Origin of the sequence: Moritella sp. 5, from assembly GCF_018219455.1 — a bacterium.
Lineage (GTDB): Bacteria > Pseudomonadota > Gammaproteobacteria > Enterobacterales > Moritellaceae > Moritella.
Window position 1 is genome coordinate 1,445,230 of record NZ_CP056122.1, and the last position, 15,533, is coordinate 1,460,762.

At 39.7% G+C, this 15,533-nt stretch carries 13 protein-coding genes; 11 read left to right on the plus strand and 2 right to left on the minus strand.

The annotated features are described in order from the left end of the window. The first annotated feature begins 11 nt into the window (after positions 1–11). Genes HWV01_RS06590 through nagZ form a run of 4 tightly spaced genes read left to right on the plus strand, consistent with a single transcriptional unit; the run spans position 12 to position 2,788 of the window. Positions 12–365: an HIT domain-containing protein gene (locus HWV01_RS06590; RefSeq protein ID WP_211674637.1), complete on the plus strand. Its 354-nt coding sequence runs from the start codon at positions 12–14 to the stop codon at positions 363–365. A gap of 49 nt (positions 366–414) precedes the next feature. After that, positions 415–906 (plus strand): penicillin-binding protein activator LpoB, encoded by a 492-nt coding sequence (locus HWV01_RS06595; RefSeq protein ID WP_211674638.1) that lies wholly within the window; start codon positions 415–417, stop codon positions 904–906. Then, positions 903–1,787 carry a phosphotransferase gene (locus HWV01_RS06600; protein ID WP_211674639.1) on the plus strand — a complete coding sequence of 295 codons (885 nt, stop codon included), beginning with the start codon at positions 903–905 and terminating at the stop codon, positions 1,785–1,787. Before HWV01_RS06595 ends, HWV01_RS06600 begins: the two co-directional genes overlap by 4 nt. Beyond that, positions 1,775–2,788 carry a beta-N-acetylhexosaminidase gene (nagZ, locus tag HWV01_RS06605; protein ID WP_211674640.1) on the plus strand — a complete coding sequence of 338 codons (1,014 nt, stop codon included), beginning with the start codon at positions 1,775–1,777 and terminating at the stop codon, positions 2,786–2,788. The genes HWV01_RS06600 and nagZ overlap by 13 nt, the downstream gene beginning before the upstream one ends. Before the next feature lie 31 nt (positions 2,789–2,819). Here the strand turns inward: nagZ and HWV01_RS06610 are convergent, their stop codons facing one another. After that, positions 2,820–4,652: a response regulator gene (locus tag HWV01_RS06610; RefSeq protein ID WP_211674641.1), complete on the minus strand. Its 1,833-nt coding sequence runs from the start codon at positions 4,650–4,652 to the stop codon at positions 2,820–2,822. After that, positions 4,649–5,548, minus strand: coding sequence for a PhnD/SsuA/transferrin family substrate-binding protein (locus HWV01_RS06615; RefSeq protein ID WP_211674642.1), 900 nt, complete (start codon positions 5,546–5,548; stop codon positions 4,649–4,651). The genes HWV01_RS06610 and HWV01_RS06615 overlap by 4 nt, the downstream gene beginning before the upstream one ends. 454 nt (positions 5,549–6,002) lie before the next feature. Here HWV01_RS06615 and fabB point away from each other — a divergent pair, with 454 nt between their 5' ends. The 7 genes from fabB to folC all read left to right on the plus strand — a co-directional run bounded on the left by fabB (position 6,003) and on the right by folC (position 15,532). Further along, a complete protein-coding gene (fabB, locus tag HWV01_RS06620) occupies positions 6,003–7,220 on the plus strand; it encodes a beta-ketoacyl-ACP synthase I (RefSeq protein ID WP_211674643.1) in 1,218 nt (405 codons plus the stop codon). Between the two features lie 161 nt (positions 7,221–7,381). After that, positions 7,382–8,500 carry a 4-phosphoerythronate dehydrogenase gene (locus HWV01_RS06625; RefSeq protein WP_211674644.1) on the plus strand — a complete coding sequence of 373 codons (1,119 nt, stop codon included), beginning with the start codon at positions 7,382–7,384 and terminating at the stop codon, positions 8,498–8,500. A gap of 17 nt (positions 8,501–8,517) precedes the next feature. After that, complete coding sequence (locus HWV01_RS06630; RefSeq protein WP_211674645.1) at positions 8,518–9,534, plus strand: aspartate-semialdehyde dehydrogenase; 1,017 nt, start codon at positions 8,518–8,520, stop codon at positions 9,532–9,534. Positions 9,535–9,787: 253 nt separating this feature from the next. Then, a complete protein-coding gene (locus tag HWV01_RS06635) occupies positions 9,788–11,902 on the plus strand; it encodes a FimV/HubP family polar landmark protein (protein ID WP_211674646.1) in 2,115 nt (704 codons plus the stop codon). 185 nt (positions 11,903–12,087) lie between these two features. Then, positions 12,088–12,879, plus strand: coding sequence for a tRNA pseudouridine(38-40) synthase TruA (truA, locus tag HWV01_RS06640; RefSeq protein WP_211674647.1), 792 nt, complete (start codon positions 12,088–12,090; stop codon positions 12,877–12,879). Between the two features lie 347 nt (positions 12,880–13,226). Further along, entirely contained in the window at positions 13,227–14,183 is a 957-nt protein-coding gene (gene accD / locus HWV01_RS06645; protein ID WP_211674648.1) for an acetyl-CoA carboxylase, carboxyltransferase subunit beta, read from the plus strand. A 23-nt stretch (positions 14,184–14,206) separates the two neighbouring features. Next, on the plus strand, positions 14,207–15,532 hold the full coding sequence (folC, locus tag HWV01_RS06650) for a bifunctional tetrahydrofolate synthase/dihydrofolate synthase (protein WP_211674649.1): 1,326 nt from the start codon (positions 14,207–14,209) through the stop codon (positions 15,530–15,532). The last annotated feature ends 1 nt before the right edge of the window (position 15,533 follow it).

Genomic DNA, 15,533 nt, shown 5'->3' on the forward strand with positions numbered 1-15,533 from the left:
GAGCGCAACAAATGGCGGAAGAAACGATTTTTCGTAAGATCATCGATAAAGAGATCCCTGCGGACATTTTGTATCAAGATGAATTAGTGACTGCATTTCGTGATATTAGTCCAAAAGCATCAACACATGTGCTTATCATCCCCAATAAACTGATCCCGACGACGAATGATGTATGTGAAGAAGATGAATTAGCATTAGGGCGTCTCTTTATTGTGGCTAGAAAAATTGCGGAACAAGAGGGTATTGCTGAAAATGGCTACCGTCTAATCATTAACTGTAATAAACATGGTAGACAGGAAGTGTATCATTTACATATGCATCTTGTTGGAGGTGAACAATTGGGGGCGATGGTAACAACAAACTAGTTGTTATCCTCATCACATAAATTATCAATAGCTTTGGGGGGAGTGTTAAATGAAATGGATACTCACACTAGTTTATATATTGAGTGCATTAGTTGTCAGTGGTTGTGCCTCACAAGCGGACCATGACAGACAAGTTATGGCGGCTCCTCTTGAAGTCATTATTGAACACCCCTTAATAACGGAAGTGCGAACGTTAAGCGGGCAACTATTACAGCAGCCTTATTTTGTTCAAGGTAGTTTTAAGCATGGCCAGCTATTATATATTGCGCTTCCTAATACGACGGTAACTTTACCTGTTACGCATAATGAGTTGCAACGTGCTAGCGCCGAAACATGCTCAAAATCTGATTGGTTTGATATTCAAATTTTAACAGAGCAAGTATTACAGTATCAGTCAGGCCAGACTTATTCCGGTTATTCGTTAGTCATTCATATTTCTCAGGCTGAGAATACTAGCGATAAACATACATTAAGTATTGAATTGATCAATAACCGTTTTAATACGGTTGAAGCCCAAGTGAGTAGCACCGTCTTTTTATGATTATCATCCCTGAGTTTGTTGTTCGTTTTAGCCCCGAGTCATTTTCTTTACAACCTGTTGTGGGAGGTTTAAGTAACCATAATTACCGTTTGGATTTTCAACTATATGGTTTGCGTCATCGTTATTTTGTAAGACAATTTTCAGCGACTTACAATGACATGGATAATAATGTCGAGCACGAGTGCGCCGCGCAAATACAGGCCGCTGCTATTGGTTTGTCGCCAAATATTATTGCTCAATATGAGCAAGGCATCATTTGTGATTGGATCACGGGTAAACACTGGGATCTCGACGAACAAGCTCGCGATGAAAATATTGATCAAATAGCACAATTAACGGCCACGCTTCATCAACAGCCCTTACCTGCACATCACCTTAATATGGTTGAGCGGCTTCAGCATTATTATCAAACACTAAAGTCCGAATTTAAAACCGTGAGACTCGATCAGCAACTCGCACTTGTGATAGATTTAATTGAACATCAGTTACCTTCAAATAGACAGGGGTTTTGTCATCACGATATGAATCCATTGAATTTTATGGTGGATGAACAAGCTAAGTTGTATTTATTGGATTGGGAATTTGCAGCCGCGGGTCATTGTGATTTTGATATCACGACATTATTTCAGACATTCGCTTGGGAACATTCACAGCAGGTGTTGTTTTTAACGTATTACAATCATTATTACCCAGCAGCGAACGTGACATTAGATCAATTAGCGGTAATGGCTGTTGTGGTCGAAATGATGACTTTATTGTGGTGTATCGTTATGTACCAGCAAGATAAAGATGTCACCTATTTAACCCTATGGCAGCAATCTGAACGTGCTATAGCCGATAAAATTAACAGATTGAATAAGGAATTGTTGTGGGACCAGTAGTAGTAGATGTTGACGGTTATGAATTAACGGCTGAAGATAAAGAGATCTTAGCGCACCCATTAACCGGTGGTTTGATCTTGTTTAGCCGTAATTATGGTGACCATGCTCAGTTAAATGCATTAATTAAATCAATTCGTAAAGCTGCTCACTCACAAATAGTGATAGCGGTTGATCATGAAGGTGGTCGTGTTCAACGTTTTCGTGAGCAGTTTACACGTATACCTGCAATGGGTAAAATTGCGGCGTTATATGCTGATGATCGTGAAACAGCGAAACAGTTCACCCAACAATGTGGCTGGATGTTAGCGGCAGAGTTATTGGCATTTGATATAGATTTAAGCTTTGCTCCGGTACTGGATTTAGAGCGCGGTAGTCAAGTTATTGGTGACCGTTCATTCCATGCGGATCCAAGCTGGGTAACCGATCTTTCGACGCAATTGTGCGTTGGTATGCACCAAGCTGGTATGAAAACGACAGGTAAACACTTTCCAGGACATGGCAGTGTGTTAGCTGATTCACATATTGCATTACCGATTGATGAACGCAGCTTAGCCGACATCAGCGCAACGGATTTGTTGCCATTTAAATCCCTTATTGCTAATGCGCAACTTGATGCCATTATGCCTGCACATGTTATTTATCAGCAAGTTGATTCTAAAGCGGCTGGTTTCTCTCAATACTGGCTACAAACTATATTAAGAAAAGAGTTAGGCTTTAAAGGCGCTATTTTCTCTGATGACTTATCGATGCATGGTGCCAGTGTTGCGGGTAATTATTTAGAACGAGCAGAGCAGGCTATATGGGCAGGGTGCAACTTATTACTTGCGTGTAATGATCGCACAGGTGTGGAAGCGTTATTAGATGGCTTGGATAATAATTTAACAACCGATGATTTTAACCTTAAGCATACGAGTAATTTTACATTACCGGAACTTAAAAATAGCCGCTTATGGCAAGATACGGCAGCATCGGTAGCCAAATTTAATCAGCAATTTAGTTAATAAATGTCATTGGTTAGATTGCCGCTAATATTCAATTTAACCAATGTCGGACTTTTTTTATTAACTGGTCTTCTCGCGCTGGTTTCATCAAAAAATCATTCATACCGACTGCAAGGGTATTTTCTCGGTCCTCGGTCGTTGCGTTTGCAGTCATTGCTATAATCGGTGTGTTTGTATTTATATTAGAGGCTCGGCGTATACCTTTTGTTGCGTCAAACCCATCCATTTCGGGCATTTGTAAGTCCATTAATATTAACTCATAGCGTTGTTTCTCGCAGGCTTTAATTGCAACTAGGCCATTACTTGCGACATCCACAGTATAACCCGCACGTTGTAAAATCGTCTTGGTAATGAATTGGTTTGCCTTATTGTCCTCAACGAGAAGCAAGTGAGCAGGGATGTCTTTTGTGACGACTGGTGCTTGAGGCATAGGTTGTTCAGTGACTGGCGCCTCCGTATTTTCTAGCTTTAATTTAATGATGAATTCACTGCCTTGATTTAATTGGCTGGTGACTGTAATGCTTCCTTTCATTAGCGTAATGAGTTGTTTTGAGATAGCAAGCCCTAAGCCCGAACCTCCATATTCACGTGAAAAAGAGCTATCAGATTGTACGAAATCATCAAAAATATGCTTTAGTTGATGCTCTGAGATACCAATTCCATTATCTTTGACTGTGAAACAAAGCTGTGTGTGGTTAGCCTGTTGTATTGCTTCCATCATCACATCGACTTGGCCTTGTTGCGTGAACTTAATCGCATTATTGGTTAAGTTAATGAGTACTTGGGCTAGCCTATTATCATCACCGAGTACCCATAACGGCGTTTCCGTATTACAGGTATGATTAAGTGTGATCTCTTTCTTTTGTGCTAATGGTTCAAGAACACTTGTTACATTTTGTAATATCTCTTGAAGATTAAAAGCGCGATGCTCAAGCTGTAGCTTTCCTGCTTCGATTTTTGACATATCGAGGATGTTGTTTAATAAGCCAAGTAATATATTGGCAGATTTTAGGCTAGTATCGATAAAGTGTTGTTGTTCTGCACTCATTTCACTCTTATTTAATAACGACAATGCGCCTAAAATGGCGTGCATTGGGTTTCTTATTTCATGGCTCATGGTGGCGAGAAAGGTTGATTTTGTCGTGTTAGCGTTAATGGCTTGTTCTTTTGCTATTTGTAACTGCTGTTCACGTTGTGTTTGCTTATGAGTAAACTCCTGAATAAGGTCGACAGACTCATTTAAACGGTCTAACTCATTCGTTGATACTAGCGTGATCTGTTCACCCGTGTGATGAAATTGAGATAATTGTAATAATCGGTTGTTAATGTTTGATATTGGTTTTAATACTGAAGAATGCAGTAATAGCGAAATCGTTAGTGCTAAACATAATAATATTAACGCAATGAGTAGACGTATTAAGTTCACGTGCTCTGTTATATCTTGTTGTAAACTAGCGGTACTGACAGCTATTTTCATATAGCCAAACGTTTCACCGCCAAAAGAAACTGGCTGCTGAAATACTTGGTGTTGTAAGCTTGCTTCTGGTGGTAACGTTCCCCAAGTGACCAATACTGTATGCAACTCATTATAAATGGCAAAGAATTCCACATCAGGGTAGTTTGATGATATCTGTAGCATGATAGTTTCAAGTAGCGGGATATCTTCTGTGATCAGACTATCAATGGTTGTTGCGGATAAAATATTAAATGTTTGTTGTATTTGTGAGGTTAAATTATTGGTGAGATAGTTATATTCAAAACGTCTGGCTAATTCTCCAGCCGCTAAACTTGTGATGAGGGTTATGCACAAGGTAGCGATTAGGATCTTGAACCAGAGTGGTAAATGCTTAATCAGTCGGGTCATTTAACTGAACTTTTATCAAAAAAACGCGTATCTTTCATCGATTGACGAATAATGTCATAGTCACTGTCATCACCGGGTAAAAATCCATTTTGACTAAATGAATTTTTATATAATGCGTTTGACTCATCACTGGCGATTAACAATGCCGATAAAGCTTGTGCTATGTCATCATTTAATCCTGCTTTTGCCACCCAAGGCTTAGTTACATTCGGAAATCGTGCTATTTCACGTAATAATACGCCTTTACTGCGCAGTTTTTTAAATGTGCCTTCTTTTAATGCGCCTGCATCATATCGTCCAGCCGCAACCGACGCTCCAACAGCATCATGTCTATCTAAGTAGTCAAATTTGGCCAAGTCTGTCGCGTATATATGATGGTCTGCAAGGAAACTTTGTGAAAGATAACGACCAATTGTGGACTGCTCGGACCCAAATGCAAATCGTTTACCGACTAACTGCTCCGGCTTTGTTATTGGACTATCTGTTTGAACGGCAATAATGCCATAGAATAGCTTTTTTCCTTTTTTGGCTTCGATGGCAAGTAGTTGTAAATTGGCATTGGCATTTTTAGCGGTTATATATGACGCTGGACCTAAGCGAGAAAAATCAACTTTGCCAGTGGTAAGTGCATGTACACCATCATTATAGTTACTGGAAATGTGCATTTTTATATGGACTGGTTGTTTTAACTTATGTGTCATTTGCGCTTCGAGAGTATTAATAAAAGGGCGGAATTTAGTGACCATAGTTGTCGGTTTATCCGAGGTATATAGACCAAAGATCAGATTGATTTCAGCTCGGCAGGAAAAACTCAATAAAATGATAAGAAAGAATACTAGTGAGTGAACAAATATGGATGAAACACCTTGTAAATTAACACATGGTGGCTTTGTCATATCCTATTCCTTAGACATAATCTATTAAATTGATGTTATAGATGTCACAAAATTGATGAGAAAAAATGATTACTATCAATGATTGTTTACACTGACTTAAATTGCCAACTTTGTATTTAATCCGAACAGTAGTGCGACGGTCATGGTTGTTTTAGCAGCAAAAGTAACAACAATCGCAGATGATTTGATCCCAAGCAATTTTTAGGCGGTGACAATCTTAGATAGCAATGGGATACTGGATGTTAACGCTTTACTATAATGAAAGTAGATAGGACTGAGGCTCTAACTGGGCGTCTAGCAGATTAAGGCTGATTTTTTTAAATATAAAAAGAATGAGTCTATAGGCTCAAAATTAATAAAACGGTCATAATTTTATCTGATTATAGGGAAAGCAGACCAGATGACGTTAAAAAATAAGTAAGAATGACGTAATAATTTTATATTAGGGAATATCATGAAAAGAGCGGTTATAACAGGTATCGGTATTGTATCAAGTATCGGTAACAACAAAGCAGAAGTATGTGAGTCACTGAAAGCAGGTAACAGCGGTATTGAATTTGCACCACAATTTGCTGAACAAAACTTACGTAGCCAAGTCTGCGGAACTGTTAATCTTGATCCTAAGGAAATCATTGATCGTAAAGCAATGCGTTTCATGGGTGATGCAGCCGCTTTCAGTTATATTGCAATGCAAGAAGCGATTGATGATTCAGGTTTAACAGAAGAGCAAGTATCTAACGTACGTACTGGCCTTATTGCTGGTTCAGGTGGTGCATCATCAAAGAACGTTGTTGATTCTGTTGATATCGCTCGTAATAAAAGTGTGAAACGTGTCGGTCCATATATGGTGACTCGTACTATGTCGAGCACGATTTCTGCTTGTCTTGCTACACCATTTAAAATTAAAGGCCCAAGCTATTCTATTACTTCTGCATGCGCAACAAGTGCGCATTGTATTGGCCATGCAGTAGAGCAAATTCAACTGGGTAAACAAGATGTCGTATTCGCTGGTGGTGGTGAAGAAATTGATTGGACTTTAGCATTAGAGTTCGATGCAATGGGCGCATTATCAACTAAGTATAACGAAACTCCACAACAAGCATCACGTACATATGACGCAAACCGTGATGGTTTCGTTATCTCTGGTGGTGGCGGTATGGTTGTTGTTGAAGAACTTGAGCATGCACTTGCTCGTGGCGCAACTATCTATGCAGAAATTACCGGTTACGGTGCAACATCAGATGGCTATGACATGGTAGCGCCGTCGGGTGAAGGTGCAGTACGTTGTATGCAACAAGCGCTAGAAACAGTAGACGGCGAAATTGATTATCTAAATACACACGGTACATCTACACCTGTAGGTGATACAAAAGAACTTGAAGCGATTCAAGCTGTATTTGGTCATAAGTCACCTAAAATCAGTGCAACGAAAGCATTGACTGGTCACGCGTTAGGCGCTGCGGGTGTACATGAAGCCATTTATTCATTAATCATGATGGAAAACAGTTTTATTACAGCAAGTGCTAACATTCAAGACCTTGATGAAAAAGCAGAAGGTCTGGACATCGTTTCTGGTCAAGCTATTGATGCAGAGCTAACTAACGTAATGTCGAATAGCTTTGGTTTCGGTGGTACGAATGCGACGCTAGTATTTAGTAAATTTACTAAATAATAGTGTATTAAAGCGCTTAAATAAAAACGTTTAAGTGACGGTTCATACTTCCTTGATGAAGACAATGTAAGCCCATTTATCAGATTATTGATAAATGGGCTTTTTTTTTATCTTCACAACGCGCAAAATAACCCTAGTCGAATTATTAAGGGAATACTTAAATGAAGATCGTAGTCGATGAAAATATGCCTTATGCAACCGAATTGTTTTCTCAGTTTGGTGAGGTCGTTCCTTTATCTGGCCGTACAATTCAAGCTGAGGATTTACATGATGTAGATGCCTTGATGGTACGTTCTGTCACGCAAGTGAACAACGAATTACTTGCTAAAGCCAATAAACTAGCGTTTGTAGGTACAGCAACGATTGGTATCGATCATTTAGACCAAGCATGCTTACAGCAACGAAATATTGAATATACTAATGCGCCAGGTTGTAATGCGGTATCCGTTGGTGATTATGTTTGCAGCGCATTATTAGTGTTAGCTGAACAGCAAAGTTTTGTATTAGCGGATAAAAAAATCGCCGTTATTGGTGTTGGTAATACAGGTTCGCAAACGGTCAGTCGACTAACGGCTCTCGGTGCTCAAGTGATGCTATGCGATCCTCCTCGCGTAGAGAAAGAAGGACTGACAGGGTTTGTTAGCTTAGAACAAGCATTACAAGCGGATATCATTTGCTTACACGTGCCATTAGTGAAAACTGGCCATAATCAGACCAAGCATCTATTAACGGCAGAATTACTGGCGGGTATAGCGCCAGACGCGATTCTGATTAATAGCGGTCGTGGCGATGTGATTGATAATCAGGCACTGCTGACGTTAAAACAAGCCGGGCATGCAATGACGCTCGTACTGGATGTATGGGAAAATGAACCAACGCCATTACTTGAGTTGATCCCTTATGTTGCTATTGCTACACCACATATTGCGGGGTACAGCTTAGAAGGTAAAGCGCGTGGTACGGAGATGATTTATCAGGCGTACGCACAGTTCTTAGGCCAGGAAGCAGACCGTAGTATTAGTGATATCTTGCCTATGCCTGCAGTCAGTCGCATTGATATTAACCAAAGTGCAGATCAAACATTCGCTAAAAATCTGGTTCATTTGGTATACGATGTTCGCCGAGATGACGCTATTTTTAGAAAAAACATAATGAAAACGGGTAGTTTTGATGAAATGCGTAAAAATTACCTAGAAAGAAGAGAATTTTCCTCATTGAGGCTAGTAAATGAGTCACATTATGCGGTAGAGTCGTTGTATCAACTTGGGTTTGCCAAATAATTTTTTAGGAGTCGTTGATGAGTCAACTATATGATGTTGCAGTACTAGGAGCAACAGGTGCCGTAGGGCAAATGATGTTGGAAATCTTACAGGAACGTAAATTTCCAATCGGTAATATTTATCCATTAGCAAGTAGCCGTAGTGCGGGTGGTAAAATTACCTTCAATAATAAACAAGTTGAAGTATTAGATGTTGATAATTTCGATTGGACACAAGTTCAAATCGGTTTGTTCTCTGCTGGTGGTTCGGTATCAGAAAAATGGGCGCCAATCGCAGCCGATGCGGGTGTCGTTGTTATTGATAACACATCACACTTCCGTTATGACGAAGATATTCCATTAGTTGTACCAGAAGTAAACCCAGAAGCAATTGCGCAATATACAAACCGTGGCATTATCGCGAATCCAAATTGCTCAACAATTCAAATGCTAGTTGCATTAAAACCAATCCATGATGCTGTGGGTATTTCACGTATTAATGTTGCAACATACCAAGCCGTATCGGGCTCTGGTAAAAGCGCAATTGATGAACTAGCAGGTCAAACGGCAAGTTTATTAAATGCACGTGAAGTAGAAACAAAAGTATACCCAAAGCAGATCGCATTTAACGTGATCCCACAGATTGATGTGTTTACTGAAAATGGTTACACCAAAGAAGAAATGAAAATGGTGTGGGAAACACAGAAAATTTTTGGTGATGAGTACATCATGGTTAATCCAACTGCAGTACGCGTACCTGTATTTTATGGTCACTCTGAAGCGATCCATTTAGAAACTCGTACACCAATCAGTGCTGAAGAAGTACGTTCACTCATGCGCCATGCGCCTGGTGTTAAACTGATTGAAAATGAAGAAGACTATCCAACACCAATTTCTGACTCTGCTGGTCACGATGATGTGTTTGTTGGCCGTATTCGTGAAGATATCTCACACGCAAGTGGTATTAATATGTGGGTTGTAGGCGATAACATCCGTAAGGGTGCTGCAACAAACAGTGTACAAATTGCAGAAGTATTAATTCGCGATTACCTGTAAGGGTAAATTTTAGCCCTTGGCGATGAATTTATTTTAATTGCATATTTAGCACCCAATATTGGGTGCTATTTTTTTATTTGTATTTTATTTTTCTGATTTATATCATAGTTTCAATTCACAAATTTTTTTTATTGAAATTAACCATTAGAATAGTTAAGTAGAAGATACCAGTGAATTCATGTGTATACTGAAATTTTGGATATGTTATATTCATTTTAAGTGTGTTGGTGTTGTTTCATAGTAAGGGTTAACAATGATATCGGGTTTATCGAAGTTAAAATGGATTGTTTTATTTCTGCTGATTCCTATGGCAGGTATTGCTGCGAATTCAAATGGATTTGTTCTTCAACTAAAAGGCCCTGAAGTGTACACTCCTTCTTCGCCTAATCGTTACGGACCAATTGTGAAGGCTGATACGTTATGGTCAGTTGCAACCGCCACGAGACCAGATAGCCGCTTAAGTTTATACAAAACGATGACCGCCATTTTTACGCTTAACCCTCATGCATTTTTAGGTGGTGACATCAATAAAATGATTGATGGTAGTTTTCTTAAGATCCCCAGTGCCGCTGAGATACAAGCAACAGACGGTTCAGCCCTAAAAAATGCGCTCACGAAAAAATCAGTTGCTAAAACGAAATCAACCCCACCGAGCAATTCTGCTAAACCAAGCACGAAGGTGATTGTCAGCAATAAAATTCAACGTGATAAACTTGCTTTATTACAAGGTGAGCTAACAGAAAGCAATGAACATCTTTTATTATCAAGTGAAACTAATCGCCGCCTGAAATTACAGCTAGAAAGTATTCGTATGGAATTAGCGGAACTTAAAGAGCAAATGGCGATTGATAATGCATTGAAAGCGGATTTAAAAGCATTAATCGAACAGCAAAATACACGTATTTCTGAACAGCAAGTTACAATTGATAATGCGAAAAATAAAGCGGTGATGGAAGCTGAAAGCTATAACAATTGGTGGTTAATTGGTGGTGTTTCAGGTGTGTTTTCATTACTGTTTTTAGTTTGGTTAGGGCTATGGCTAAAAAATAGAAATGATCAGAAGAATAATATTGAAGATAGCGTGATGTTTGATGCGGATAATACCGTTGATGAACTCAGTGATTATCTTAATACTGAAAGTTTTGCATCTGATAGTGCGATGTCTATGCCTGAAGAGGTTAAAGCACCCGCAGGAAAGCCTGCTGATAAGGAAAGTACATTTGCAGCGGGCAACTTAGAAGTGCCTGATTTTAATTTACAGCTCGACGCGGAAGATACTGTATTTTTAGATGAACCTAATGATTTGCCGATGGACCCTATTATTACCAAACCTGCAGCGCCTATTATGCCGGAAATTATAGATCAAGCGCCTGTCATACCAGCGTTAAATGATAATGATTTTAGTGATATTGACTTAACATTAGATGATGAAAGCACAAGCTTTGAAAATGATAGTGTAGCACCTGATCTAAGCTGGCGTGAAGAGTTAGACGAACCAAGTTTGATCCCAGACGATCCGACAAATAATAAAAATACATTGGATGCTGATTTAGCTGAAGTAGATTCAATGTTAGAACAGTTTAAACTCAGTAACTCACAGGCTACTGGCGCTCCAATTTCTGAACCTGTTACAGAATCATCACCAGTAGTGAATGATGAATTTGTGAATATGGACGATATTGACAGTATCTTAGCTGAAGCTGAATTAGAAGCGATAGCGCAAGCGGATGACGTTGTACCAAGTATTGTATCGGATGTTCCAGATGTGAACCAAGTTGTTGATATGGAGGATATTGACAAGCTTTTAGCGGAAGCCGGTTTAGATGATATTGCTCAAGCTGACGTTGAGGTCAATTTACCACAAGCCCAAGGTCAGACTGTTGATGAAATGTTAGCTGAACTTGATGGGACTGTGAGTGAAGCCCCTGAAACTATAAACAAATCTGATAATGCTGATGAACCTTTAGATGATATTGAAGCTATGTTGGCAGAATTCAGTCCTAATGCATTTAGTGCTGCGCCAAGCGAACAGCCTCCGATTGATGTTGCAGCAGCACAAGCAGAAGAGTTTATTGATATCGATAAATTGTTAAATGAATCATCGCAACAGCCTGCTAATATCGAAGACGAACCTTATGATAAAGTAAAATTAGATGTAGGTCTTGATGAATACACTAATAGCTTACTTGATAGTAACGCGGTTGATATTGATGATGATAATAACCGCTTTGGTGCGCAATTAGATCTTGCGCGTGCTTATCTTGAAATTGAAGATAAAGATGGTGCTAAATCTATTCTAGGACCATTGGCAGGTATCGGTGATTCTGTGCAGCAAGCTGAAGTGAATAAGCTTTTGAGTCGATTATGATTCTTTACTAACAGTTAGTAGTGTAAAACATTAGTGGGATTATCGAACTTTAGCTACTTTCAACTTGTAAGCTGAAGCGGTATAATTGAGCGATATAATTATTGTGTAATAATTAGTAAAGCGGTGGCGAAAGTCACCGCTTTTTGTTTTTTTAAAATTAATGAAAGTCTAAAGTTGGAAGATAAATGCGAATTGCACTCGGTATAGAATATGACGGTAGTAAATATTACGGCTGGCAGCGACAAATGGACGTGATCAGTGTTCAAGAAAAACTGGAAGATGCATTGTCACGCGTTGCGAATCACCCCGTGAGAGTTCATTGCGCTGGACGTACCGATTCAGGTGTTCATGGTACCGGTCAAGTTGTGCATTTTGATACTGACTCAATCCGTAAAGATGTGGCATGGACGCTGGGTGTCAATGCTAATTTACCTGATGATATAGCAGTTCGTTGGGCGCAGGAAGTTGATGAAGAGTTTCATGCTCGTTTTAGTGCAACGGCAAGACGTTATCGCTATATTATTTATAACAATAATCTACGTCCTGCAATTTTAGGTTCTGGTGTGAGTTATTACCATGGTGATATTGATGCTGAATTAATGCATGAAGCGGCACAGCAATTAGTGGGGGAACATGATTTCACCTCTTTCCGAGCTAAGCATTGCCAAGCCAAAAGTCCCGTTAAGACTATGCACCATATTAAAATAATCCGTCGAAATGCGTATATTATTATTGATGTGAAAGCGAATGCATTCTTGCATCATATGGTGAGAAATCTAGCGGGTTCATTAATGGAAGTAGGTAAAGGTAATAAACCAGTTTCGTGGATTGGTGAATTATTGGCCGGTAGAGATCGTTCTGTCGCAGCGGCAACAAGCAAAGCAGAAGGTCTGTACATGATTGAAGTGGACTATCCAAGCGAATTTAATATCCCAAGACCTGCAGTCGGACCATTGTTTTTACCTGAAAGCTTTTAATTGTTTGATTTAATAACAATAAAACACTAATTGGTGAAAGGTGACTTATCATTGCTAAGAGCGTGAGGAAGCGATTATAAGCTGTTATTATTTATGTCGCTTTATCATTTTTTATTGATTTCTGACGGTAAGTCACAAGGGTATGACCAGTTTTAGATAAACTTATTGGATAATCTGTGATTTAATTGTGTTACGCGATAAATGTGGAGTATTGTTAAGTTCGACAGATATCGACTTAACGCATTAATTTTTGTTAATTGGTTTTGAATTTTTGTATCATTATCGTATTAACAACGCATTTAACATCTTATACTTCAATTAATTAGAACAAATTATAAGTAGGGTTCATGAGCTGGATTGAAAAAATACTACCAAAAAGCAAGAGCGCAACAGCGCGTCGTAATATTCCTGAAGGTGTGTGGACTAAGTGTACCTCTTGTGACCAGGTTTTATATCATGCAGAACTTGAGCGTAATTTAGGCGTTTGTCCTAAGTGTGATCACCACATGCGTGTGAATGCACGTGAACGTCTTAATAAATTACTTGATAAAGATGGCCGCATTGAAATTGGTGCAGAATTCGAACCAAGTGATAAATTAAAGTTTCGCGATACCAAAAAATATAAAGATCGTTTATCCAGCGCGCAAAAGAAAACAGGCGAAAAAGATGCACTAATCGTAGAAAAAGGGACGATTAAAGGTATTCCCGTTGCTGTTTGCGCATTTGAATTCTCATTTATGGGCGGTTCAATGGCTACCGTTGTTGGTGCTCGTTTTGTTGCTGCAATTAATGAATGTATGGCTGAAAATCGTGCGTTAATTTGTTTTTCTGCAAGTGGCGGTGCGCGTATGCAGGAAGCATTATTCTCATTAATGCAAATGGCGAAGACGAGTGCGGCGTTAGCGAAGCTATCAGCAAAAGGTTTACCTTACATTTCTGTGCTGACAGACCCAACAATGGGTGGTGTGTCTGCAAGTTTGGCTATGCTAGGTGACATTAATGTTGCTGAACCAAAAGCGTTGATTGGTTTTGCTGGACCACGTGTTATTGAGCAAACAGTACGTGAGAAGTTACCTGAAGGTTTCCAGCGTAGTGAGTTCTTATTGGAGAAAGGTGCGATCGATATGATTATTGATCGTCGCCAAATGCGTGATAAACTTGCAGGCTTATTAGCGAAGATGATGAACTTGGAAACGTCTGATAACATCGCGACTGCACCAGCAAGTACAGAAGCAACTCCAGTAGTTGTACCCGCAGCGGATGAAATTAAGACTCCAAGTGACGCTCAAAGCATTAACGAGTAAACACTAACGAGTAACTATTACCGATGTTGAACAGTATTAATAAAAGCCAGTCTCTCGCAGACTGGCTTTGCTATTTAGAAAGTATTCATCCTGTTAATATTGAAATGGGATTAGGTCGCATAGGACGCGTTGCTGCTGATTTAGCATTAACTACATTTGATGCCAAAGTCATTACCGTTGCAGGTACAAATGGTAAGGGCTCTACCTGCGCATTTTTAGAACGAATTCTGCTTGATGCTGGGTACAATGTTGGCGTCACCAGCTCTCCTCATATTCAAGATTACCGAGAGCGTGTTCGCGTTAACGGTGAAATGCTCTGCGCACAAGCGCATGCTGATTCATTTGCCTTTATTGAAGCAGGGCGCGGTGATACCACATTAACTTATTTTGAATTTACGACATTATCCGCATTGAAATTATTTCAAGATGCAACATTAGATGTGGTGATCCTTGAAGTTGGATTAGGCGGTCGTTTAGATGCTTCAAATATTGTTTCTGCTGATGTTGCGGTTGTCACTACGATTGATATTGATCATGCTGATTGGCTTGGTACAGATAAAGCCGTTATTGGACGTGAAAAATCGGGTATTTTCCGCGCTAATAAAAAAGCCATTTGTGGTGTGATTAATCCGCCACCTACCATTGCAGAGTATGCTGACGAAGTCGGTGCTGAACTGGTTGCTGTTAATCGTGACTATTATTACACGCAGCATGCTGAAAGTTGGGATTGGCAAGTGAGTTCAACAGAACAACAAACGAATATTGGATCTGTGTTTTCTGACCTGACTATTCCCCAGTTACCTTTGCAAAATGCTGCTACGGCAATTGCCGCAATTCAAGCGTTAGGGTTAGCTGTACCTGAATCAGCCGTTCGGAGTGGTGTTGCGAACGCTAGGTTACCAGGTCGTATGCAACGATTAGGTACCTCGCCACAACAATTCTTGGATGTTGCACATAATCCTGAGTCAGCGGGTTACCTCGCAACACAACTCGCACGTTTAAAGCAAGAGGCTCATTTGCCAGTTAAGATTATTGCTGTTGTTGGCATGCTCAAAGATAAAGATATCGCAGCAAGTTTGGCAGCTTTAACAGGTGTTATCGATTGTTGGCACTTAGCGACATTACAGGGCGAACGCGCTGCACCTTGTCAGCAAATCGAGCAGGGATTAGTGGATGCAATGCAACAGAGTGGGAAAAGCCGTGATAGCCTTAGCCAGCAGCCTATGAGTCATGATACAATAGCGCAAGCTTGGCAATCAGCAAATCAAAGTGCTGATTGTAATGACATTATTATTGGTTTCGGCTCGTTTTTCACGGTAGCGGAAATTATCCAACATATAAGTGGTTAAA